Genomic DNA, 24535 nt, shown 5'->3' on the forward strand with positions numbered 1-24535 from the left:
CATTAGTCTGCTGTTTTTCAAGCTGTTGCAGTTCGTCAACGGTCTGGCTGATTTTAGTAGCGTAATCCATAACCAAAGATACGACTTATTGAATTTGATTTAGTATTATGTACGTAATTCTGGTGTATGACATGGGGCAGAAACGCGTTGGCAAGATGCTGAAACTCTGCCGGCGGTATATGAACTGGATTCAAAACTCGGTCTTTGAGGGAGAACTGACCGATGTGCAGTTGCGGGAGCTGTTACATGAAGCCAGACGCATTATGGACGAGGATGAGGATAGTCTGATTCTGTTCAAAAACCGCGAAAAGCGCTGGCTGGAAAAGCAGATTGTGGGCGTAGAACGGCAATCGACCGATAATTTTTTATAGCGTGATTGTCGTCGGTCGGCTAAAAGTGTTCTTTGATATGTGGTCTATTATCCTAGCTTGAAGGATAAACCTGAGCTAAGGGTCTGATGATCAGCGAGTCGTCGATCGGCCGGGGTTTTCGTACTATTGTCGACCGACGACTATGGTGACTTATTTAATGCAGATGATAGTACGTCTGGGCGTTGCAAACGCCTTTTTTTATGCTTAGTTTGATGGCTTCTAATCGTACCTGAGAGGAATTGAAATTTTTGGGTGCCCCAAGCCTAGCGTACACTTGCAGCCTTCTAATCGTACCTGAGAGGAATTGAAATTACGGGGATGGTGCCCGTTTCGGTGTAGACGCGGACCTTCTAATCGTACCTGAGAGGAATTGAAATTGCGAACACCCTATCAGGTTAGTGCCGTATTGAATACTTCTAATCGTACCTGAGAGGAATTGAAATTCGAAAAATTAATGGTAACCGGAACGAGTTTACTGACTTCTAATCGTACCTGAGAGGAATTGAAATTACTGTGCGCTTCGGTAAAGCAAATCTTTGCCTGATCCTTCTAATCGTACCTGAGAGGAATTGAAATGCACCTCTTCCAGTTTCAACGGGTTATAGAAAAAGCGCTTCTAATCGTACCTGAGAGGAATTGAAATTAGGTTGAGCCATGGGCGTGGACTGGCCAGCGGCCGCTTCTAATCGTACCTGAGAGGAATTGAAATAATCTGAGTTTCTGGATACCTGTATCAGCTACAACTCTTCTAATCGTACCTGAGAGGAATTGAAATTTAAAGAACCAGGCGGCATCGGTCGACATTTCGCGCCTTCTAATCGTACCTGAGAGGAATTGAAATGTCTTTAACATGCAGGACGTTGACGGGTGCCCCGTCTTCTAATCGTACCTGAGAGGAATTGAAATTTGCCATCACCGACCAGGAGATCGCCCTCAAGCGCGACTTCTAATCGTACCTGAGAGGAATTGAAATTCGAGAGCTACGACGCCCTGCTTCAGCTTCAGCGCTTCTAATCGTACCTGAGAGGAATTGAAATATTTGTATTCTCGCCTTGTTCGTATGCAAGTCGCTCTTCTAATCGTACCTGAGAGGAATTGAAATATAGCACATCGGGCGGGATTCGGTCGACTACGAGCTTCTAATCGTACCTGAGAGGAATTGAAATGTTGCCGTAATGATTCTTCAGGCAAACGGAACTGTCTTCTAATCGTACCTGAGAGGAATTGAAATTAAGTCAGTGGGTGTGTCTCCAACAAGCGGGAGCCCCTTCTAATCGTACCTGAGAGGAATTGAAATCCGATAGAGCCTGGCCAGCCAGCGTAGTAATGATGTCTTCTAATCGTACCTGAGAGGAATTGAAATAATACTTCATTATCAGATGCGTTGAGTATGTTCACTTCTAATCGTACCTGAGAGGAATTGAAATCAATTTACCGAACTCCCAAAAACGCGTCGTTTTGGTCTTCTAATCGTACCTGAGAGGAATTGAAATCATGAACAGCCCGTCGTACAGCATCCGACTCAGAAAGCTTCTAATCGTACCTGAGAGGAATTGAAATTATTATACGGCCTGGCCAGATCGGGCAGCTGCTTATCCTTCTAATCGTACCTGAGAGGAATTGAAATAAAGAAATTACAAAGGAGTTTGCTATGTCTGACCATCTTCTAATCGTACCTGAGAGGAATTGAAATGGGTCAAACTCGTATATGTTTACGGTCAAATCTGCCCTTCTAATCGTACCTGAGAGGAATTGAAATACAGACCGAAACGACGAAACGACAGACGAAACCGACCTTCTAATCGTACCTGAGAGGAATTGAAATCTCAATCTCGACGGGCTGACCCTGCGTAAATTCCGGCTTCTAATCGTACCTGAGAGGAATTGAAATATATTCAAACCGAACTCGACGCGTTTACGGCGGCTTCTTCTAATCGTACCTGAGAGGAATTGAAATTAGTGATGGATACGGGCGCAACGACCAGCATAGAAACTTCTAATCGTACCTGAGAGGAATTGAAATTAGGCGGTATGAGAATCGCCCAGCATGGCAATGCTTCTTCTAATCGTACCTGAGAGGAATTGAAATGGCGTTGGCCTGAATGCGCGTCCATATATTGGCGCTTCTAATCGTACCTGAGAGGAATTGAAATTGGCTGGGGCTACTGATCTGGGCTGGTACATGCCCGACTTCTAATCGTACCTGAGAGGAATTGAAATCTTCTTTCGCCCGATGAAGCATCTGCCCAGCGCGGCTTCTAATCGTACCTGAGAGGAATTGAAATAGGGGGAAGAATACCCCCGCCAGCAGCAGAGCCGCCACTTCTAATCGTACCTGAGAGGAATTGAAATCCTTCTCGTCCTCAGCCGTCTTAACCTTTTTCTCCCTTCTAATCGTACCTGAGAGGAATTGAAATGCAGCTTTGAACCAGTCGCCAGCCAACTCCAAAACCTTCTAATCGTACCTGAGAAGAATTGAAATTGTCGATCGGTGCGCAGCAGCCAGTCGCCCCAGATCTTCTAATCGTACCTGAGAAGAATTGAAATCCAACGCCATCGAAAGCGTCAGCGCTTATACTTGGTATCAGGCCAGCATGAGGGGTTATGCCTTCGTCTCTGCACCGTCGTATACGGGTTTGTAAGCCACGGCGTCGACGACGATCCGGGAAATGATCTCGCGCATGATCTCGGAGGAGCCCCCCGCGATAGTACCTACCCGAACATCGCGGTAGGCGCGGGCAATGGGGTAATCTTCCATGTAGCCATAGCCGCCAAAAAATTGCAGACAGGTGTCGACAACGCGCTTCTGCATCTCTGAAGCAGCCAGCTTGGCCATCGAGCATTCCTTTACAACCACGTCGCCCTGCGTATACAGCCAGCAGGTGTGGTACACGAACTGACGGGCCATCTCGATCTCGGTAGCCACATCGGCAATTTTGTGGCGGATGGCCTGGAACGTGCCGATCTTGCGGCCAAACGCTTCGCGCTCGTTGAGGTAGGCCAGCGTCCAGTCGAGGGCCTGCTGAGCACCCGAAACAGCCATTACGGCCGCTACCAGCCGTTCGAGTTGCAGACTTTCCATAAGGTAGTAGAACCCTTTGTTCAGCTGTCCGATCAGGTTATCGGCCGGTACCCGCACGTCATCGAAATGGATTTCGGCCGTGTCGGAGCTGTGCCAGCCAATTTTATTGAGTTTGGTACGGGTAATGCCAACACTGTCCAGATCGACGACAAGCAGGCTGAGGCCACCCGACTTGCCACCGGTGTCTGAGGTTGCACCACCCGTTTTGACCACCAGCGTCGCAAAATCGCCGTAGGTGCCATTGCTGATAAACGTTTTAGCTCCGTTCACGATGAAGGCATCGCCCGCTTCGGTAAGGATAGCGGTCGTTCGGATGGCCGACACGTCGGAGCCCGTATCCGGCTCCGTAATGGCCAGTGCTGCCACTTTCTCACCCGCAATGGCCGGTATCAGGTAGCGCTGCTTGAGGGCGTAGCTCCCCGCTTTGGAGATGTGGTTGATGGCCATATACTCGTGAACGCTGACAGCCGTTGTGAACCCGCCCATGCCGCAGCGCGCCAGTTCCTCCAGAAACACGACGGAGTACCAGAAATCGGCGTCGACACCTCCGAACTCCTCCGGGAAGGGCAAACCAAGATAGCCTAGCTCACCCATTCGCTGAAAGACAGACAGCGGAATCCGGCGGTTGGTTTCCCATTCGTCGGTATGTGGAACAACTTCGGTTTCGATAAACTGCCGGACACTCTGCCGAAACAGATCATGCGCTTCGGTGAAGTATAAAGAGGGGCGTTTCATTCGGTACAGATCGATTTTATCCTAACGTTTCTCCAAAACAGACTATCTCAAAGGTACGAACTTGGGCCGGAACATAAAATGTAGTAGGTTGCCGCAAAACATTTCTGAAACAGCGTTCGTTAACGGGGCGTACTACCATTTACAATCTCTATGTTTAACTCAATTTCCAAATCAGTACGAGTAGCCCTCTTTTTCTCTTTTCTCCTTTGCGTGTCAACGAGTTACGGCCAACAACGGTTTAGTGCCGGACCACGGGTTGGCTTGAATTTGTCTAATTACTGGGGTAATGCCGATGGCATGAGTTTCAAACCGGGCATAGCAGCCGGGGCATTTTTAATGTACAGTTCCCTGAATCATTTCGGGATCTCGGCCGATGTACTGTATTCGCAGCGGGGTACCAAGTATGACAACGGCGTTATCAAGTATACGCAGCGGGTCAATTATTTGGAAGTTCCTGTTGTCGCGCGCTACTTCCTGACGCTGAACGGCAACTTCCGCCCGAACATATTTGTAGGCCCATCGCTGGGCATTAGGCTGAACGCGAAACGCGTCAACGGCGCTTCGGCAGTCTTCAATGGCGAGAACAGCAATGATTTCAGAAACCTCGATCTGGGTGCAACGGGTGGCTTTCAGCTCAACTGGGGCACAGGCAACCGGCAGCATTTTTTAATCGACGCCCGCTACAATCTGGGTTTGTCGGATGTACAAACCAACCTGCCTAATCTTTGGGGACGACGCAGCTCTCTGCAAAACTCGACCATCACCATCGCCCTTGGGTATGCGTTTGGCGTAGGTCGTGAGTTCCGCAGCCGGTAGTTGTTCGGCGGTAACCGCATTTACTAACATAACGGCCCCTTCTGAATCGTTCAGAAGGGGCCGTTAACGTATAGACAGGGTAGTTCAAGGCAGATGTCCTGGGCGGTACCCAACGAAGCAAGCTACAGATACGTCATTGGATCGTCGGCAATGCGGGTATTATCGTAAAACGTGTTCATCAGCGCCATGTCCTCATCGGTGATCGTGAAATCGAACACATCGAAATTTTCCCGGATGCGGTCGCGCTTCACCGACTTCGGAATGGTAACGACACCCTGTTGAAGCGACCAGCGCACCAGCAGCTGAAAAGTGGACTTACCATAATTTCCGGCCAGTTTCACCAGTCGCGGGTCGTCTTTCTTCAACCCCCGGACCAGTGGTGCATACCCTTCCAGCTGGATATTCCTCGCCTGGCAGTAGGCCAGTACCTCGGGCTTATAGCAGTAGGGGCTCCACTCGATCTGATTGACAGCGGGTGTCACCTGAGCCTGTTCAAGCAATTCATCGAGGTGGGGCCCGTAGTAATTGCAAACGCCGATGGCCCGGGCCCGTCCGTCGGCATAAATGGTTTCGAGCGCCCGCCAGGTTTCCAGCCGGTGTTCTTTTACGGGCCAGTGAATCAGGTAGAGGTCTACCGTATCGAGGCCAAGCCGGTCCAGACTTCGATCGAATGCACGCTGGGTCGATTCATATCCCTGATCGCTGTTCCATACTTTCGTCGTAATAAATACGTCTTTGCGGGGGAGACGGGCCGCCCGAAGCGCTGCCGCCACCTCCCGTTCATTACCATAGGCCGCAGCCGTATCGATCAGGCGGCACCCGGCTTCGAGCGCCCACTCTACCGCCTGCTGTACGTCGCTGTTTTGGCGGGGGGCATAAACGCCCAGGCCCAGTTGAGGCATAACGACGCCGTTGTTAAGGGTTACTTGGGGTATTGTCATTCACATATTAGTTTTATCGACTTAATGGTTAGCGGATACCGCTTGTTTTGGTTTAGCTTGGCCCCCCGAAACCGCAGTTACTGAACTACTTGTTTATCAGTCACTATTGGTTTACGTCCATTCACGATTCAGTTCATTCATGCGTTCTCTTTACCTCTTCGGTAGTTTGTTTTTAGTTGCTGTAAGCTCGGTAACGGGTCAGCCGAAACGACCTGTGCCCGTTCCGAAGCGACCCGTTCCGGCCGGGGTCCGTCAAGGTCAACCTCCGGTCCCAGCCCCTGTCCCTGTCCCTATCTCCTCCCCCGTTCGATACAGCGTTGAGTTGGGGGGCCTTACGGCAACACCGGCGCAGACACCCTTCTGGCTGAGTACCAATCAATACGGCCTCATCCCTCCGCGCGGGTCCTTTGGCACCTTGCGGGTGGGTGCCCAGCGTGAGTATGCTGTCCGGCGCGACTCCACCCGCCAGCGGCCTCCCCGTTTCGACTGGGGTTTCGGCCTTTATGCGGTTGCCAACGCTGGCGCGCCCCGGCTTGCCAATAACCCGGCGTTACTGCTGCCGGATGCGTACGCCAAGGTAAAGTTCGGGTGGCTCGAATTCTACGGTGGCAACCGGCGCGAAGTTGTTGGCCTGGGCGATACGGCCCTCACGTCGGGCTTTATCGCCTGGTCGGGCAACGCCGTTCCTTTCCCCAAACTACAGCTTCACACGCCGGACTATGTGCCGCTGAAATTTACGAAAGGGTTGCTGGCCCTCCGGGCAGGTTATGCACACGGCTGGTTTGTCAACACCTATGTACAGGGCAGTTATCTTCATCAAAAATACCTCTACGGGCGGTTTGGAAAACCTGGCTGGCACGTGCGCCTGTATGCGGGGCTCAACCACCAGGTGCAGTGGGGTGGCCGCGCTGACTACCTCGTTGGTACGCCCCTGGCCGTTAACGGGACCTTGCCAACCTCTTTTCGGGATTACCTGTCGCTGGTGAGCGGCCATTACCCCGACGATGTTCAGAACAACCGCTTTACGGGTTTCGATGGCGAAAACCGGATCGGCAATCACGTGGGCAGTTATGATGTGGCCCTGGAATGGAAACGGCGTGCCAGCAACTGGCTGCTCTACCACCAGCACATATATGAGGACGCATCCGGACTGGCTTTTCAGAACCTGCCCGACGGCCTTACGGGTTTACGGTTTCTGAACAGGCGAACAACCCCTACGGCGTTTCGGGTACAACGGCTGGTGCTGGAGTGGTTAAGCACGACCAACCAGAGCGGCCCCGTCTTCGACCAGCGCATCCGCTATCAGGGCCGCGACAACTATTTCAACCACAGTCAATACCGCGAAGGGTGGTCATACCGGGGCCGTACGCTGGGTACGCCCTTTATCGCCCCGCGCTCGAACTTCAGTCAGGCTGTCAACAACTTTACAGGGGGCGGTTTTTTTCCGAATAACCGGGTTATAGCCTGGTATGCCGGAGCCGGGGGCTCGTTCAGACGGGGTCCCCTGCTGACCGCCCGTGCTTCCTACAGTCGGAATTTTGGCACCTACAACCAGCCGTATCCCCGCCCTTTTCATCAGTTTTCGACCCTGGTATCGGCCCAGTGGCCACTGGCCGCATGGCCGGGAGCGCTGCTTACTACGTCGGTAGCACTCGACCGCGGGGAGCTGTACCCCAACTCCATTGGCAGCTACCTCAGCCTACGCAAGAGCTGGTAAGCCGGAGCAGAATTGCCAGGCTAACGACGCGGCAGCAGGGCAGCTGAAGACCGCTAAGTATATATTTAATCAATCTTTAATTTCCCGACATCTAACCTACCTCTTCTACACGTATAGCCTCTGACATTGTAGTCTACGAAAACTTTTCAACTAATCGATGTATATGCTTTACAGAAAACCCCTCCGTGTTCTGGCCGGACTGCTGGCGATCGGCTCACTGCTGACGCTGAATGCCTGCGACGATCACCGCATGGCACCTAACCCCGGTACACTGCCCGATGCTCAGTTGTATGTACTCAACGATGCCAATCAACTGCTGCGACTCAACGTCCGGGCATCCGGCACGCCCCTGGCTACCGTTAGCCTTACGGGCCTGCAAAGTGGCGAACGGATGTTATCTATCGACTTCCGTCCTGCTACCGGACAATTGTATGGGATAGGCAGTTCCAGCCGCCTGTATGTCATTAACCCCACAACGGGCGTTGCTAGGGCGCTGGGAACGGGTTCGTTCTCGCCAGGGCTGACCGGCGACATTGCCGGGTTTGATTTCAACCCCACCGTCGACCGGATTCGGCTCGTAACCAACCAGGGGCAGGATCTTCGGCTTAACCCCGAAACGGGCACTGTAGCAGCCGTCGATGGCGCTATCAACGGCGCATCAGGAGCCATGATTACAGCAGTAGCCTATACCAACAACCGATCGGGTGTAACGACGACGACACTCTACGACATCGATCCGGCCACCGATCGTCTCTACATACAGAATCCACCGAATAACGGTACGCTGGTCAGCGTAGGGCCGCTGGGTCTGGATATTACGGGATCGGCCGGGTTCGATATTGGCCCCGACGGGAACGGGATAGCCGCCGTAACCTTCAACGGCCAGTCTGAACTACAGCAGGTAAATCTGTCGACGGGACGGCTTCAGAAACTCGGCAACCTACCCGGCAACATTATTGGGTTGGCTATTCCAACCGAGCCTGTTGCCTACGCTGTCGATGGATCGAACAACCTGATCATTTTTAACCCGATGGCCCCAAACCCTGTTTCGAAAGCCATCACGGGCCTGCAAGCGGGCGAGACGATCTACGGGATCGATTTCCGGCCCGCCACCGACCAGTTATTCGCATTGGGCAGTACGAGCCGTCTGTATACCATCAACCCATCGAGTGGTCTGGCAACGGTAGTTGGTTCAGGCCCCTTCACCCCGGCGCTGTCGGGTAATGATTTTGGATTCGACTTCAACCCCACCGTCGACCGGATCCGGGTTGTTAGCAACACCGGCCAAAACCTGCGACTCAACCCGAATGACGGTACAGTAGCCGCCGTTGATGGTACGCTCAACCCCGGTACGCCAAACGTAACCGCATCGGCCTACACCAATAACTTTGCCGGTGCTACCACAACTGTTCTGTACAACATCGATACCCGCACGGGAGCGGCTATGCTCTTCCGGCAAATGCCACCTAACGACGGCACGCTGGTATCGGTCGGCTCGCTGGGTACCGAAGTCGAGAGTTCCAACGGATTCGACATTGGCGGCACCTCGGGTATGGCCTATGCGCTGCTGCGCTCGGGCGGTACAACCCGCGTTTACTCGATCAACCTGACAAGCGGAGCGGCTACAGGTGGCGCTACGCTACCGGGTAATCCTGCTGTTCGGGGTATGGCCCTTGGTTTAGGATTCTAGTCCAGCATACCAAAAAATACCAGGTCCGGCTCGTCATTGACGAGCCGGACTTTTTTGTGCCTTAGCCGTTCGCTCAAAAGACCCACCGGCCACCTGTCAAAAAGCCCGGAATCGATCAGTTACCAGTAGCTAATAGAACAGGCAATGCTGTAACCGTAAATTATTTATCCGATTACTTTTAATTAGTTATTCCATTTTATACATTCAAACCCAGATAGTTAAATTCATATATCACTGTATCCATTTGCTCTGACATTAATTACTTAAACCTCTACCTAAACTTCATCTTGACTGGTACCTACTTCCTAATATAACTATGTTTAAACGCTTCACACCCTATCATGAAAGAGATTACTGTTGCCCAAAGAATGAACCTCCCGTGGGTCGAATCACCCTTTTTTGACGATTTGCTGCTAAAAAAAGACCTTACCCCCAAGCAGCGCGAACAGGTTACGCAATTTAACCGGGAAGGATTCCTGGTACTACCTCAGGCGGTCAGCCACACGTTGATCGACCGCTCGTTGCAGGAGATCGGGGGTGAGTTTCCGGCAGCCGTCGGACAGAGCCCTAACCGACATCAGGATCTGTGGAAGAAATACAGCACGGTTAAAGAACTGGCTAGTCAGCCGCAACTCATGGACGTGCTTCGGATGCTCTACGACCGGGAGCCCATCCCCTTCCAGACGCTCAACTTTAAATTTGGCACCCAGCAGCGGGCCCATTCCGATACCATCCATTTCAGTAGTGTTCCAGCCCGGTTCATGTGTGGTGTCTGGATAGCGCTGGAAGATACCACCGCCGAAAATGGCCCCTTATTTTACTATCCCCGTTCGCACCGCCAGGAAGAGTTCAACTACTTCGATATCGGGATCGTAGCCGAAGGTGACTATGCCGAATACCCCCGATACGAAGATTTCATCGAGGAGTTTATGGCAGCCAAAAACTACGAACGTCGGGAGATTCACATGAAGAAGGGCGACGTGCTGATCTGGTCGTCGAACCTGGTGCATGGCGGTATGCCAATTACAGGCGGTAACATTACCCGCTGGTCGCAGGTGACGCATTACTATTTCGAGGGCTGCATGTATTACTCACCCCGCTTCTCCGATATGTTTGCCAAGAACCTCAACCTGAGGCATGTAATCAATATCGCCACCGGAGAGGTGGTACAGCATAGTGAGAATGGCACGCCAATCGAAACGATCAACACGGGAAATTTCAAATATGCCGTCAGCCATAATTTTACCCTGCCGGTGTTAGCCAAAGAGCTGTTCAAAAAGATAATCGGCAAAAAACCATTCTAGAACGGAGTCTCTGTAATAACCAAAACAGCCATGCACGGACAATGCATGGCTGTTTTGGTTATTACAGAGACTCCGTTGCTTACCGGCTCATATACATATTTCGCTCGGCGTAGACTTTCAGGAAGAAATCGTCTTACGCAATATACCGCTCGTAAAAACTGGCTGGGTTAGTAATCGTGACGCCACCAACCTGCCCTAAATCCAGTAAATCACGATCACCTGTAATGATAAAGTCTGCTTGCACAAAAAGCGCTGCTTGCAATACATGGTTGTCATCGGGATCCCGCGAATCTGCCGGGAAATCGTTCGTGGGCAAAACAAGTTGCGCATCACTTCTAACCTGCGCCAGAATAGCATTCTGCAACGCCAACGGCAGCTTGAACTTATCTCGTCTTAGTACCCTGGCTAACTCGTTCAATAGCCATTCTGACGTGTAAAGCGTATACCGCTCAGCACAATACTGGTAAACCTCACCGGGACTCTTTTTGAATATAAAAGCGGAAAGGAGAACGTTTGTATCAAAGACAACCACCGTAGAGGCCGGTAAACGCAGGGGCGTTTCCATATGAAGTAGTGAAGTAGGTTGAATCAGTCAGCCCCTTTGACGGATCCGGTTAGAGCAAAAAGATACCAATAGGGATTACGATACTACGTTGTAAATATCTTCCTCCGTAAGAAAGCCAGCGGCTTCAGCATAGGGTTTTATTTCGGCACGAATCCGATCCATTCGCTGCTGACGCAGGAAATTATCAACGGCCTTCTTTATCAGGTCAACTTCAGTGGTTTGCAATGACTCTGATATCTGCTTCAGCTCGCGAGCCAGCTTATCATCCAATTCAACAGATACAACAGTCATAACTTTATCAGTTCTACATGTACATCGTAAATATCCGGCTTATAAACACAATTCACAAAAAAACATTGGATCGTTAAAGCAACTGAGCCACATCTAGTTAGATGTGGCTCAGCCAATACGCTTTCGCTTCTACTTAATATTTCCTACCGGCTCATATACATATTCCGCTCGGCGTAGACCTTCAGAAAGAAATCGTCGGTCAGGTCATCGATGAAATAGATGCCTTCGCCGGTCGACTTCATTTCGGGGCCAAGCTCTTTGTTTACGTTCGGGAATTTGCTGAACGAGAACACTGGGATCTTGATCGCGTACCCTTTCTTCACCGGCTTGAAATCGAAGTCTTTCACCTTCTTGTCGCCCAGCATCACTTTCGTCGCGTAGTTGACATACGGCTCCTGATAGGCCTTGCAGATGAACGGTACGGTGCGGCTGGCGCGGGGGTTGGCCTCGATGATATAGACCACTTCATTTTTGATCGCGAACTGGATGTTGATCAGGCCCACCGTACGCAGTGCCACGGCGATCTTGCGGGTGTGTTCCTCGATCTGACGGATCACGTTCTCGCTCAGGTCGAAAGTTGGCAGTACCGCATAGGAGTCGCCGGAGTGGATACCCGCCGGTTCGATATGCTCCATGATCCCGATGATATACACGTCCTCCCCGTCGCAGATGGCGTCGGCTTCGGCTTCGATGGCATTTTCGAGGAAGTGGTCGAGCAGGATATTATTGTCGGGGATATCCTGGAGGATCTTCATCACGTGCTGCTCCAGTTCGTTCTCGTTAATGACGATCTTCATGTTCTGACCGCCCAGGACGTAACTCGGACGCACCAGCAGCGGGAAGCCCAGCTCGCGCGACAGTTCAAGCGCCCCCTCCGACTCGCGCACCGTGCCGAACTTCGGATAGGGAATATCCAGCTCGCGCAGGAGGTTGGAAAACTGGCCCCGGTCTTCGGCCAGGTCGAGCGCTTCCCAGCTGGTACCAATGATCCTGATGCCGTAGCGGGTTAGTTTCTCGGCCATTTTCAGGGCCGTTTGCCCGCCTAGCTGCACAATAACGCCCACGGGCTTCTCGTGCATGATGATGGCGTGAACATGCTCCCAGAATACGGGCTCGAAGTATAGTTTGTCGGCAATATCCGGATCGGTCGAAACCGTTTCCGGGTTACAGTTGATCATGATCGTCTCGTAACCCGCTTCCTTGGCAGCCAGCACACCATGTACACACGAATAATCGAATTCGATACCCTGACCAATGCGGTTAGGCCCCGAGCCAAGCACCACAATTTTGGGGCGCTCACTGCGGATCGACTCGTTACCCGGCAGGTCGGAGACAGGAACGCCTTCGGCCAGCGTAATGGGTGGTTCGCTGTTGAACGTCGAGTAGTAGTACGGCGTTTTGGCTTCGAACTCAGCCGCGCAGGTATCCACGCATTTGAACACCCGACGGATGTTATGCGTCTGCCGGTATTGGTAGACCTTACTTTCTTTCACGCTCAGCAAATGCGCCAGCTGTCGGTCGGCATAGCCTTTCTGCTTGGCAATACGGAGCAGGCCCGGTGGCAGGTCATCCAGGTCATACTGCTGAATTTCGCGTTCCAGTTCGATCAGTTCTTCGATCTGATGCAGGAACCAGGGATCTATTTTAGTGAGTTGATAGATCGTACGGAACGACATACCCGCTTTGAACGCATCGTAGATGTGGAACAGCCGGTTCCAGCTTGGGTGTTGCAGACTTTGGGTCAGCGCATCACGGTCGGTTAGTTCGCGCCCGTCGGCACCAAGACCGTTACGCCGGATCTCCAGCGACTGACAGGCCTTTTGCAGTGCTTCCTGGAAGTTCCGGCCAATGCCCATGGCTTCCCCCACCGACTTCATCTGGAGACCCAGCGACCGGTCGGCACCGGGAAACTTATCGAAGTTCCAGCGAGGTACTTTCACGATCACGTAGTCGATAGCCGGCTCGAAGAACGCCGATGTGGTACCCGTAATGGGGTTCATCAGCTCATCGAGGTTGTAGCCGATGGCCATTTTGGCGGCAATCTTGGCAATGGGATAGCCCGTTGCTTTCGACGCCAGGGCCGACGATCGGCTCACGCGTGGGTTTACCTCGATAACGATGATATCGTCGGTCTGCGGATTTACCGAGAACTGGATGTTACAGCCCCCCGCAAACTGCCCGATACCAGCCATTACCCGGATAGCCAGGTCACGCATTTTCTGGTAGAGCGTATCGGGCAGGGTCATCGCCGGGGCTACCGTTATGGAGTCGCCGGTGTGAATACCCATTGGGTCGAAGTTCTCGATGGAACAGATGATAACGAAGTTGCCGTTATTATCGCGCAGCAGCTCCAGCTCATATTCTTTCCAGCCCATCACGCTTTGCTCAACCAGCACTTCATGAACGGGCGATGCATGCAGACCGGCGGTCAGCGCTTTGTCGAATTCTTCGGGCGTATTGACAAAGCCGCCACCGGTACCCCCCAGCGTATACGACGGGCGAATAACGAGTGGGAAGCCAATCTCCTGAGCGATCTCTTTCCCTTCCAGGAACGACCGGGCTGTACGGCCATTGCAGACGCCCGCGCCCAGCTTGATCATTAGTAACCGGAATTTCTCCCGGTCTTCGGTTGTCTCGATGGCGTTGATATCGACCCCGATAATCTTGACCCCGTACTTCTGCCAGATACCGGCTTTGTCGCAGTCGATAGCCAGGTTGAGGGCCGTTTGTCCACCCATCGTTGGCAGCACGGCATCGATGGGTTTACCCATCTCCTGGTGTTTCTTCAGGATCTCGATGATGGATTTTTTCTCAAGCGGCAACAGGTACACGTAATCGGCGTTGATCGGATCGGTCATGATCGTAGCCGGGTTGGAGTTGATCAAAGCAACTTCAATGCCCTCCTCGCGAATGGATCGGGCGGCCTGTGAGCCAGCGTAGTCGAACTCACACGCCTGACCAATAACGATGGGGCCGGAGCCAATAATGAGAACGGAGCGGATGGCTGAGTTTTTGGGCATCTTCGGCGGAGCTAACTAAAAAATGAAAGAGACAAGACGTAACGACTCTCAGACCGTTGGCGGGTAGCCAAAAATCCTGCAAAATTAGTGTATACATCGATAAGGAGTAGACTAATACACCGAAAATTTCTTTCAATTTGGTTAAACCTGTTTGAGAGCCTGCCAGGCAGGTCAGCAGCTAACAATAGTTGCAAACACAGCCGGGGTGCGTTAGCTTTGACTAACTGAGCCTTTATCCTGTATCCATGTCTCGTTTTCTGCTTCTCTCTGCCTGTATACTGGTCGCTTTCCTGACCTCCCGATGCGTTCGGGACTTTCCGGCAACAGCACCCTATACCGCCCCCGTAAATCCGGGTCCAGGCACAGGTACTACCCCCAGCCCATCGCCGGTAGCGCCACCCAAGCGGTTATTTGTGGCCAATGACAAGGTCAAGCTGGGTATCGACCTGAACATGGGCGGGGCCATCACCTACCTCTCCGAAGCCAGCAGCACGGTCAACATGATCAACAATGTCGACCTGGGCCGTCAGCTGCAAACCTCTATTTACGGGGGGCCCTACCCCTACTCGGTCAACGGTAAACAACCCGTTCCGCAGTGGATAAACCTGGGGTGGAACCCGGTCCAGACGGGCGATTATTTTAACCACCCCGCCCGGATCGTTAGCTACCAGCAGAACCAGAATCAGTTATATGTAAAGACGATACCGCTCATCTGGCCGCTCTTCGACGAGCCGGCTGACTGCGTCATGGAACACTGGATCGAGCTGCGGGGCAACAACGCCCATGTTCGCTGCCGGATTACCGTTAACCGAACCGATACGACCCAGTATGAGGCCCGTACGCAGGAAACACCCTGCATCTACCTCAACGGCCCTTACTACCGCTTTGTGACCTATGGCGGAAATCAGCCGTTCACCAACGATGCGGTATCGGAATATACAAGCGTCGACAACACAACCCGTTATGGCACTGAAAGCTGGATAGCGCTGCTCAACGAACAGGGACGGGGGGTGGGCCTGATCCGCCCCGGCAGCTACCTGTACGGGAGCGCTTACTTCGGATCGACCCGCACCGATGGCGAGTTCGACCAGTCGAGCGGCTACATTAACAACCAGGACTTCATGCAAATCGACTACAATGGTGTACATGAATATGAGTATGACCTGGTCGTAGGCTCTACCGCCGATATCCGGCAGTTTGCCTATGCCCAGGCGCGTCCTGCGGCCAAACCCGATTATCGATTTGGTCAGGACCGGGCGGGCTGGCACTATTACAACGTTCGGGATCAGGGCTGGCCCATTCAGAACGAGTTAGCTATCCGGTGGGAAAAGACCGACAGCAGCAAAGCTAATTTCCGGGTTATGAGCCCCTTCGCCTTCTGGAAAGCGGCAGATATCAACAAGATATATATCCAGGCCGCTTTCAAAACCAACAGCCCCACCATCCGCTTTACGTGGCGCAAACCCGGCGAAATCGACTCCTTCGATATCCCAACCCGCACCGTCGACTTCCCCGTTGTCAATGACGGTCAGTTCAGAACCTACGAGATCAATCTGGCGGGTGCAGCAGGCTGGGATGGAGCTATTTGCCAGATCTCCCTTAGTCCGGCCTCCGACAAATCCCGCTCTCAACGCGGCTCTATCGTCCGCATCCGAAGCGTCACGGCCAACCAGCCTGCCGGTTGACAGGCGTTTGCCAAAACAACAAAAGGGGTGCTCTGTCAGGACAGGCACCCCTTTTCAATGAACTTACTACAATTGCTTAGGCAAGGAACGGAGCGGCAATAGCCAGCACCTGTTCTTTTGTCAGCGGCTCGTCGAACGCTTCGGTTACAGCCGCCCGACTAATACCCATCGACACGACCATTGGCAGAGCCGATACGTTGACACCACCCTGTTCTGCTTTCTCGTCTTCGTTGTAGATCGCCTGCGTTGCGGCTGGCAGATTACCCCGATCGGCGTTGGTGATCCATCCTTTCTGACCACGCAGGTAACGAATACGAGCCGCGTGGCGCGCTTCGACCGAGTGAATCTGTAAAGCCGTTGTCAATACAGCCGGGAACGGAATCAGGCGGGGAGCCTGGCCTTTGTAAGCCCGAACACCGGTGTCTTCAAATGCCTGCGCTACCGCGTAGTTGGTTTGCAGATTGCTGAATACGTCCGGGAAGTTACCCTTGGCGGTGAAATCAAAAGCAGGCTTCGAGATAGCTGCGCTGCCCAGTGCTGATTTCAGCAAGGCTACGTGGGCGTTCTCGTGCTTGGCGATCTGCTGATAATACGGCAGTGCTGCACCGGGAATGATACCCGATTCAAGGCTTTTGTTATAAAATTCGGCTTCCAGATATTCCAGCGTCAGGGCGAAATTCAGCACTTCACCAACAACGTTGTTCTGACCATATGCTTTGTTCAATACCGAAGCAAATGCTACGGGAGCCGCACCAACAACTGCCTTTTTAAGGAAGTTGCTGAAAACACTGCGACGCGAGACGTGTTCCAGCCGTTCGATAACGTCGGCATCCACCTTCTCAATTTCATTCAGTATGTTTTGTAGATTCATGACTGTTGGGGGGATTAGGCACGACGCGCCGACTGCATGCCGTTGATGGTTTCTTTAATGTACGGAGCTACGATAGCCAACACTTCCGATGGAACCCGGATTTCTTCCAGACCTGAGCTTGGAAAGATGATATTGTCACCGGCAAACAAGGTGCCCTGTGGCTCCAGCAGTGTCGCAATGATCGATGCGTGGCGCGCTTCGACCGATACGATTTTACCGGCTAGTGTCAGGTAATCGGCACTTTTGATAAATTGACCAGCTCCATTGTAAGCTGACACACCAATGTTTTCAAACACGTTGGCGGTGCCCAGTACTGAGGCCCGGCTGCTGAAGTTGATGCTGCTGAAATCAGGCGTCAGGCCCGGAATAGCGGCACTGCCCAGAGCGGCTTTAAAGAATTCGCGGTGAACGATCTCGTGGTCGCGGATATCGCGAAGGATCATGCGCTCGCCGTCGGTAATACCCGTATACGGCGTTGCAATAACCTGTGTGTAGAAAGCGGCTTCCAGTTGTTCCAGCGCATAAGCGTAGTTCAGGATACCGACATCATTAGAACCGAGATCGCCCAGGTCGACGGTGGCGAAACCAGCGCGGCCTGAACCGCTGGCCGACGGATCAACAATTTGGTCTGTACAAGCGCTCAGTGCAACACCCGCAGCCGCGGTAGCACCAAGATAACGCATAAACATCCGGCGACCAACCGCTGCCGATTCTCTGCCCGTCAGCAACTGACGAACGTCAGTGGGGTCTTTGGGTAGTTTTTCCATTGAGCAAAAAAAGTTTAGTAAGGTGTCCCCCGTCCGTCGGAAGATTTGAAGTAACTACGCGGAAACATGCCTAATGGATTTTTGAATTTTCAAAATACTTTGTCAAACCGAGGGAGTGGTCCAAAAAACACCGCTCACGAAAGAAATCAATCAAAAAAAACAGTACTGTTATTGTAGTCTAAAGGAATATTTTTTCACTATTTTGATCATTTAGATACCTTCTTCTTAGCTCTGTATACAAAAAAAGTTACTCGCAAACTGCTATTTTTTCCCAAACAATCGGGCGCAGCGACAGTTTTATAAGCAGTTCACAAACTATCAACTATCAACTGTTATGATTAAGAACGAAGAGATTGTCGAAGACCTGAATGACTTGGTGAAAATCAATAACGACCGGATCATGGGTTACGAGAAAGCCATTGAAGACAATGAGGATGCTCAACTGGATGACCTGTTCCGGCATTATGTTATACAGAGCCAGAAGTTTCGCAGCCAGCTTGCCGAACATATCGTTCGTATCGACGGCACAGCGGTTACCGATGCAACCTCTACCGACGTTTCGAGCAAGATTCACCGCGCCTGGATCGACATCAAATCGGCCATAACCGGCAAGGATCGCGATACCGTGCTGAGTTCCGTTGAATTTGGCGAGAACGCTGCCGTTGAATCCTACCAGGATGCGATCGAGAAAGACCATATCCCTGCTTATATCAAAGAAGACCTTACGAGCCAACTTGCTGAACTGAAAACAGCTCAGGAGAAGGTTAAATCGTTGAAGGGAGATAAATAGGGGAAAAGGAATAAAAGGGAGTAAAGGGAGGAGGGGGAAGAAAGGGAAGAGGGGAATGTAATCGCATCCCCTTCGTCCCTTTCTTCCCCCTCCTCCTTTTACTCCCTCCTCCTCTACTCCCTTTACTCCCTCCTCCTTTACTTCCCCTCCTCCCTCTCTTATGGCAGCGGCATATCCTTGAAATCCTCGTCCGTCAGTTTGATCGTGGCGGCCTGCATGTTCTCTTCCAGGTGTTTCACCGATGAGGTACCGGCAATAGGCAGCATCATGGGCGACGCGGCCAGCAGCCAGGCCAGTGCCACCTGATATTCGGTAGCGTTCTGGCGCTCAGCTACCCGGTGAATGGCTTTGTCGGCCTCCAGGTTACCCGCGCTGAGGGGATACCAGGGGATGAACGCGATGTTGTTCTCTTCGCAGAACTTCAGCGTTGAGTTCCATTTCTGCTCGCCGAAGTTGTACATGTTCTGTACTGATACTACCTCGAAATATTCCTGCGCCTGCTTGATTTGTTCAACGCTTACTTCAGACAGGCCAATGTGCCGGATTTTACCGGCCTGCTGCATCTCTTTCAGGAAGCCCAGAAACTCCTCTGCGGGCACTTTATCATCGAAACGGTGGAGCTGGTACAGATCGATTCGATCCAGTCTCAGGCGCTTGAGACTTCCGTCGAGCGCTTCCTGCAGGTGTTTACGACTTCCGTCGACCGGCCACTGGTTAGGCCCGGTGCGGAGCAGTCCGCCTTTGGTACCGATAACCAGCCCGTCGGCATACGGATAAAGGGCTTCTGCGATGAGCTCTTCCGAAACATACGGCCCGTAACTGTCGGCGGTATCGATAAAGTTGATTCCCAACTCAAGGCTGCGTTTCAGCACCCGGATGGCTTCGTCATGATCTTTTGGTGGCCCCCAGATACCGTCGCCGGTAATACGCATGGCACCGTAGGCCAGCCGGTTAACGGTCAGGTCACCACCAAGCGTAATTGTCCCGGCTTCGAGTACGGGTTGGGCAGATTGTGATTGCATAAAATAGCTTTGTTTTACTGTTTGTAGTATGACAACCAGCACCCGCAAATGTTCAAAATTCACCGCTTCTCAATGCCATCCAGCACCCGCCGAACCAACCTATAACTAACGTGAATTCGGGATTAAGCTGCCTTTGTTCTGGCCCGTTAGGGCCTTCACAGCGAAGCGTCGGTAGGATAGGTAGGATAATTTGATTTCAGCAGCGTCCGAGTGCCGTCAGGTACATAACCCTTGTGTACCTGACGGCACACCTTTCCTAAAAATTTCTACCGTTCCGGCGTTCCGGCGTCCCGGCGACGCTACGCTGTGAAGGCCCTAAGGGCCAACTCTAAACCTGAATTCACGTTAATTAAGCATTGTTGGAAACACGTTTCCTGCTTAGCTCATACATGTAAGCCTGAGAACGTTCACAAAAAGGTTACCTTTCTGAACTTAGATTTAAATTAACCACTATGCTCCGAAGATACAATTCAGCTGATTCACGGCTGCGAGTAAAGTACCGTCTAAAGTGGCTTCTGAGCTACCATACTATTTGATTATAGAATAGATAACGTATGGAAGAGCAAAGCAAGGTGATCGATAGACTCCGGGAACTGTTCCAGAGTCATACAGCAGGAGCATTGACTCAATATCAGCCTAGATTCTGGATCATATTTTGGGTTACAGCGGTTTTTAGCGCAACCCTATACTATTTTACATACGAGCACCTAGCTTCCCATCTTAGTCAAGACGGTCGATTGCTATTACTTGTCAGCTACTTGAGTTTACCTTTACTGGTATTACGCAATCTTCATTTACAAGCCTTCATACTGCTAGGCGTGAGTATCCTGACCGTACTATGGTAAGTGGTGATTTACATGTTCGATAAACCAATCGAACCATTACCGCTCATAATCTTCAGGGCGTTTCAGGATCACGCGGATATGATGTACACCGGGCGTTTGTTCAGAACTAACCTTTTGTAACACCTCATCAGCCTCACCACTCCGACCAAGTTTTATCAGCAGACGCGCCTGGTTATGTAGGTAACCGGGGCAGGAATGAAACGCCAGCGACCGGGTTGACCAGATTAAGGCCTGTTCCAGATCGTCCGCATCGGTCATGTGGTCGGCGTAGTAGCTAACCAACTGGTTCAACCGATGCGCCATATCCTGCGACTCAATGGTACTTATCGCTTCGGCCTGTTCGCCGTAATCCGGATGATCGCCCCGTTCCTCAACCTGTTTCATACGGTCCCGAAAACGCTGCAACTCTATTTTGTCTTTCTCCCGAATTGTATCCATAGAAATGGTCATTAGTCGCCAGGCTTCTGCTTCGGCGAGCGGACGGTAGTTGTCGACATTGCCGGTGTCGGCGTAAAACCGCCGTCGGAAGCCGTTGGCCACGTAATCGACTTCCTGCTGAGTCAGTTTGTCGTCCCGCTCCGCACGCAGCAATTGCTCATGGTCGGCTATTACCGTAGCCAGCTGACGTTCATCTTGCTCCCTAATGGCCTGATGCATCCGCGCCCGGATCAACTCGCGGATGCGCTCTCCAATCTGCCTTCGCAACGATGTGCAGGCCCTCTCCGGCAACTCACTCACTTGACGCAGCTTCTGCTGTAAGGCATTGACCGGGCCTGGCTGGTAAGTCGTCAGGTTGCCGATGATGAGGTGTATGGTTTCATCCGTTGTCCATTCCGATGGCGGGATCAGCGATAAGTACGTCAGCAAGGCATCCTGGTTGGGCATACCAGCCCGGCCCCGCTCCTGTAAGTAAGCGGCTAGAAACGTGGGGTCGCCTTTACCCCCCAGGTAGTCCTGCTCCAGCATCGACAGTTGGTTCGGTTCGGCGGCCGCTTCCAGGGCTTTGTCGGCTTCTGCCAGCAGGCCCTTCACCCCTTCGTAACCTGAAGCCCGGTACACCAGGCTGCCATCCCACAAAATAAAAAGCGCGGTTGGAACGGGGGACGTCTGCATCCGATAGCGTTTCGCGAGTTCCAGCCCTTCACCCGCTTTGGCATCAACGCGGTAGTTGATGAAATGAGCATTGAATTTTCTGGCCAGGGAAGGATCTAAAGCGGCTTGCTGGGCGATTCGTTTACGCGGGTAGAATCCGATCGTGTGGAAATCGACGAACACGAGCTTATTTTGGCGCTTGGCCTCGGTCAGGACCTCCTGCCACGAACCGTAAAAATACCGTACACCCGCCAATGGCCCCCCGTCGTGCTGTGGACCAGCTAAAGCCGAACGTAACCACTGAAAAAAAGTTTTCATGACCGAAAGAGCGTTTTAGAAAGGCCCAACATGGAATCATAAGGAAAATTAATGAATCGACTCAAACTATCCCTGTAGTTATCGATTAAGTTTTGCTGGACCTGACACTTTCCGGGAAAATGAGTAAGGGGCGCTGCGCCTTGCAGCGGGTCTGGAAACCTGGCCGGACTGAAGGCCCGGCCCGTGGTCGCGTTGAGCAACTTTACTCCCTTGTTAGTTTATTATAACATGGTCACAATGAGGTCCAAACAAGTCCAGCAGCTGATTAAAAAATAGTTGATATCAAACGAGCGCTGGCCGCCGAAAAACGGAAATATGATGGGTACGATGGCTCCCGAGGCCTGCGCCATTTGTCCCCCGCTATTATCTCCAGTTTGGGGATTATAAAGGGGGTTAGCTTACACGCGCTGGTTTACCAACGTTTTTCCGGATGACGTGGGATCGCCGGATTTTTTGTTTGAGTGGTCCAGCTGGGCCACGTCCGGCTTTGCTGACTATTTCACCTACACCCACGAGCAAGCCGATTGGCTGAAATCCAGCCAATGGCTGGAGGCCTTTATGACCAGTGACGCCTTTACCGTAGTCGAGCCCGCTACCTGGCCATTTATCAACGACTGGCCGTAGAAGAAGACGGGGAAACCAGGAGCTATTTACGCCAGGAAGCGGATCTGTTGGGAAAAGCTTTTATCACTCAGTAGGTTCGCCGATGAAACTGAGAACCGCTGTCTTACACCCTGTAAAACAACAATTAATTATGTCTTACAAATTGTATTACTTTACAAAATACTTGATTATAGAACAGGTGAAGTATTGAAAAGCACAGTGGTCGATAGCTTCAGATTGACTATCCTGAAGAAAACTTACATGAGCTATCACATAAGACTTTTACGCAACACGCTAATTCCGTTTTACACACTAAGTTGGTTGTTGAGCAGTTGTTTTGGTCCGATCAACAAAGAATCTGAAGTTCGAATAATCGTACAGGATTCGACTGGAAATCCTGTTTCTGGGTTCCGCTTTGCCTTGTTGGGAGTAAAGTCAACTTACCCCCGCCGTGATATTCTTGAGCAATTTGATTTGACGACCGATCACGCGGGGCAGGTAAGCCAAACTCTGTCGTGGCCTAAAGGGGTAAGCGTCTATGAGATTAGCCATAGTACCTTGTACGTAGCCTGCAAATGTTTGCCAACGAACGAAATTCCAACACCGTATTGCCACATAGGTTCCGATCGCTTACGTTCAATGATAATTCAAGTTAAGAAACTATAAGAATGGAGATAAAATGTTTTAACTAGTTTTTATCTAGAAATCATATGTTCTATCTCAAGTCGACTTAACCAACGACTGGCCGTTTCGTTCCCATCGATAAATATTCTTAAGCGAAGCTGATTGTACGGAAATCTATAAAAAACTCACTACATCCCGCTTGGCGCTAATAAACGATTAGTCCGGCCATATAAACTTGGAAAATGTATACAGGATATGTAGATAATGTTTCAGCCGTGATTTAGGTGAGAAAGGTTTACGTTTATTTCATCCAATTTATGGTAAGAGAAATGGTATTTAACATACAACTACTTATACAACCAAAATAGCCCTTACTATTAATAGTCTTACCGGACTGATGTCTGGTTAGGCTGGCATTTTATCAAATACGTCCAGAATCTACACAATTCCCAAAGGTATTTTCCTCGGGTGAGTACAATCTACTTTCCATCCAATCTATGAGAAAGCCAATATCAATACAGATGCTAAGGTGATGTTTTACCTTTCTCATCGCAACGGACAGAAAATAAACATCATATTTATTTAGTTCAGTCATGAACTCTGTCCTATCTCGGCCAAGTTTTGATATTAATTCAGGCACAAAAAGCCGTTCATAAATATCACCTTCTGAAGTGTAGACGACAGCGTTTCCAGGGGGAGGATAATACTTACTAGTGTATGGAAAAACTACAATTACTTTCTTCAAATCGGTAGTGGGAGTAGCAAAGAGGATTTGTCCATCTCCGGTTACTGTTGTAGTCTTTCCGTTAGATATCCATTGAATACCATAGCCTTCTATCTCAAAGTAGTTTGTTGCTTTCATTACCTCTTGCCAGCCATCTGCCTCAAAAGCTAATCTTCGTTGCCCATTTTTGCTAAGTGTGTAAATCCGTTCAACCATATAGAATTTAACTGAAAAACTTACTGTGACATAAATTTTAAAAGGAGGATATAACAACAACCTTAGACAATTCTTGTAATATTTTCTTTACATAAAGTTAGTGGCGGGTGCAAAACTTGAGTAGTGCGTTATGGGGTGTGGCGGATGCGCCAGGTTGATGCTAAATTTATTCCCCTAACAACAGGTTTTGGTTGCCAGTGTAGGTCTCCACCGACTTCTGCAATAGTCACTGTAGTTATAAAACGGGTCTGGGAAATATACAAACTAACTGAGGATTAGACACTTGTACATTTCCTAGACTCGTTCTATAACTACAATTATGTTATTCGATTAAGGGTCGTGACGTAACCGTGGACTCTTCGTCTTTATTGCATGGTAACACTCGTCGTCTCATGCCGCTACTGTGGCAACCAAGATGCCGTTCGGCGCAAAGGGCTCAGCACCAA

The 24535-nt window shown here is 51.1% G+C and carries 18 protein-coding genes and 1 CRISPR repeat array; of the genes, 8 read left to right on the top strand and 10 right to left on the bottom strand.

The window, feature by feature from the left end:
• Positions 1-107: 107 nt before the first annotated feature.
• Positions 108-371: a CRISPR-associated endonuclease Cas2 gene (gene cas2 / locus FH603_RS25330; protein WP_186741557.1), complete on the top strand. Its 264-nt coding sequence runs from the start codon at positions 108-110 to the stop codon at positions 369-371.
• A 216-nt stretch (positions 372-587) separates the two neighbouring features.
• Positions 588-2918: a CRISPR direct-repeat array (repeat unit 30 nt; unit sequence CTTCTAATCGTACCTGAGAGGAATTGAAAT).
• Positions 2919-2973: 55 nt separating this feature from the next.
• On the opposite strand, the gene FH603_RS25335 is transcribed toward cas2, so the two are convergent.
• Positions 2974-4188, bottom strand: a complete 1215-nt coding sequence (locus tag FH603_RS25335) for an acyl-CoA dehydrogenase family protein (RefSeq protein ID WP_186741559.1) — start codon at positions 4186-4188, stop codon at positions 2974-2976.
• 150 nt (positions 4189-4338) lie between these two features.
• Between FH603_RS25335 and FH603_RS25340 the strand changes: the two genes are divergently transcribed.
• Positions 4339-5004, top strand: a complete 666-nt coding sequence (locus FH603_RS25340) for a porin family protein (protein WP_186741561.1) — start codon at positions 4339-4341, stop codon at positions 5002-5004.
• Positions 5005-5126: 122 nt separating this feature from the next.
• Here the strand turns inward: FH603_RS25340 and FH603_RS25345 are convergent, their stop codons facing one another.
• The gene (locus tag FH603_RS25345) at positions 5127-5945 is read right to left on the bottom strand and encodes an aldo/keto reductase (RefSeq protein ID WP_186741563.1); all 819 of its coding nucleotides are present in this window, start codon (positions 5943-5945) and stop codon (positions 5127-5129) included.
• 139 nt (positions 5946-6084) lie between these two features.
• On the opposite strand from FH603_RS25345, the gene FH603_RS25350 reads away from it, so the two are divergent.
• The 3 genes from FH603_RS25350 (at position 6085) to FH603_RS25360 (ending at position 10656) form a co-directional block, all read left to right on the top strand.
• Positions 6085-7662, top strand: a complete 1578-nt coding sequence (locus FH603_RS25350) for a capsule assembly Wzi family protein (protein WP_186741566.1) — start codon at positions 6085-6087, stop codon at positions 7660-7662.
• 163 nt (positions 7663-7825) lie between these two features.
• A complete protein-coding gene (locus FH603_RS25355) occupies positions 7826-9352 on the top strand; it encodes a DUF4394 domain-containing protein (protein ID WP_186741568.1) in 1527 nt (508 codons plus the stop codon).
• A gap of 341 nt (positions 9353-9693) precedes the next feature.
• Positions 9694-10656 carry a phytanoyl-CoA dioxygenase family protein gene (locus tag FH603_RS25360; protein ID WP_186741570.1) on the top strand — a complete coding sequence of 321 codons (963 nt, stop codon included), beginning with the start codon at positions 9694-9696 and terminating at the stop codon, positions 10654-10656.
• A 133-nt stretch (positions 10657-10789) separates the two neighbouring features.
• Here FH603_RS25360 and FH603_RS25365 read toward each other — a convergent pair whose 3' ends face one another.
• The 3 genes from FH603_RS25365 to carB all read right to left on the bottom strand — a co-directional run bounded on the left by FH603_RS25365 (position 10790) and on the right by carB (position 14532).
• Positions 10790-11221, bottom strand: coding sequence for a putative toxin-antitoxin system toxin component, PIN family (locus tag FH603_RS25365; protein WP_186741572.1), 432 nt, complete (start codon positions 11219-11221; stop codon positions 10790-10792).
• 75 nt (positions 11222-11296) lie between these two features.
• The gene (locus FH603_RS25370; protein WP_186741574.1) at positions 11297-11512 is read right to left on the bottom strand and encodes an antitoxin; all 216 of its coding nucleotides are present in this window, start codon (positions 11510-11512) and stop codon (positions 11297-11299) included.
• Between the two features lie 143 nt (positions 11513-11655).
• On the bottom strand, positions 11656-14532 hold the full coding sequence (carB, locus tag FH603_RS25375) for a carbamoyl-phosphate synthase large subunit (protein WP_186741584.1): 2877 nt from the start codon (positions 14530-14532) through the stop codon (positions 11656-11658).
• A 245-nt stretch (positions 14533-14777) separates the two neighbouring features.
• Between carB and FH603_RS25380 the strand changes: the two genes are divergently transcribed.
• Positions 14778-16217 carry a hypothetical protein gene (locus tag FH603_RS25380; RefSeq protein ID WP_186741586.1) on the top strand — a complete coding sequence of 480 codons (1440 nt, stop codon included), beginning with the start codon at positions 14778-14780 and terminating at the stop codon, positions 16215-16217.
• Positions 16218-16293: 76 nt separating this feature from the next.
• Here FH603_RS25380 and FH603_RS25385 read toward each other — a convergent pair whose 3' ends face one another.
• Positions 16294-17088 (bottom strand): ferritin-like domain-containing protein, encoded by a 795-nt coding sequence (locus tag FH603_RS25385; protein WP_186741588.1) that lies wholly within the window; start codon positions 17086-17088, stop codon positions 16294-16296.
• A gap of 14 nt (positions 17089-17102) precedes the next feature.
• Positions 17103-17855, bottom strand: coding sequence for a ferritin-like domain-containing protein (locus FH603_RS25390; protein ID WP_186741591.1), 753 nt, complete (start codon positions 17853-17855; stop codon positions 17103-17105).
• Between the two features lie 334 nt (positions 17856-18189).
• Between FH603_RS25390 and FH603_RS25395 the strand changes: the two genes are divergently transcribed.
• The gene (locus FH603_RS25395; protein WP_186741593.1) at positions 18190-18645 is read left to right on the top strand and encodes a ferritin-like domain-containing protein; all 456 of its coding nucleotides are present in this window, start codon (positions 18190-18192) and stop codon (positions 18643-18645) included.
• Positions 18646-18803: 158 nt separating this feature from the next.
• Here FH603_RS25395 and FH603_RS25400 read toward each other — a convergent pair whose 3' ends face one another.
• Positions 18804-19667 carry an aldo/keto reductase gene (locus tag FH603_RS25400; protein ID WP_186741595.1) on the bottom strand — a complete coding sequence of 288 codons (864 nt, stop codon included), beginning with the start codon at positions 19665-19667 and terminating at the stop codon, positions 18804-18806.
• 881 nt (positions 19668-20548) lie between these two features.
• Positions 20549-21922, bottom strand: coding sequence for a thioredoxin family protein (locus tag FH603_RS25405; protein WP_186741597.1), 1374 nt, complete (start codon positions 21920-21922; stop codon positions 20549-20551).
• 435 nt (positions 21923-22357) lie between these two features.
• Here FH603_RS25405 and FH603_RS28765 point away from each other — a divergent pair, with 435 nt between their 5' ends.
• The gene (locus FH603_RS28765) at positions 22358-22546 is read left to right on the top strand and encodes a hypothetical protein (protein ID WP_244968033.1); all 189 of its coding nucleotides are present in this window, start codon (positions 22358-22360) and stop codon (positions 22544-22546) included.
• Positions 22547-23570: 1024 nt separating this feature from the next.
• On the opposite strand, the gene FH603_RS25415 is transcribed toward FH603_RS28765, so the two are convergent.
• Positions 23571-24089, bottom strand: a complete 519-nt coding sequence (locus FH603_RS25415) for a hypothetical protein (protein WP_186741599.1) — start codon at positions 24087-24089, stop codon at positions 23571-23573.
• Between the last annotated feature and the right edge of the window lie 446 nt (positions 24090-24535).

This window comes from Spirosoma utsteinense (assembly GCF_014282275.1).
Lineage (GTDB): Bacteria > Bacteroidota > Bacteroidia > Cytophagales > Spirosomataceae > Spirosoma > Spirosoma utsteinense.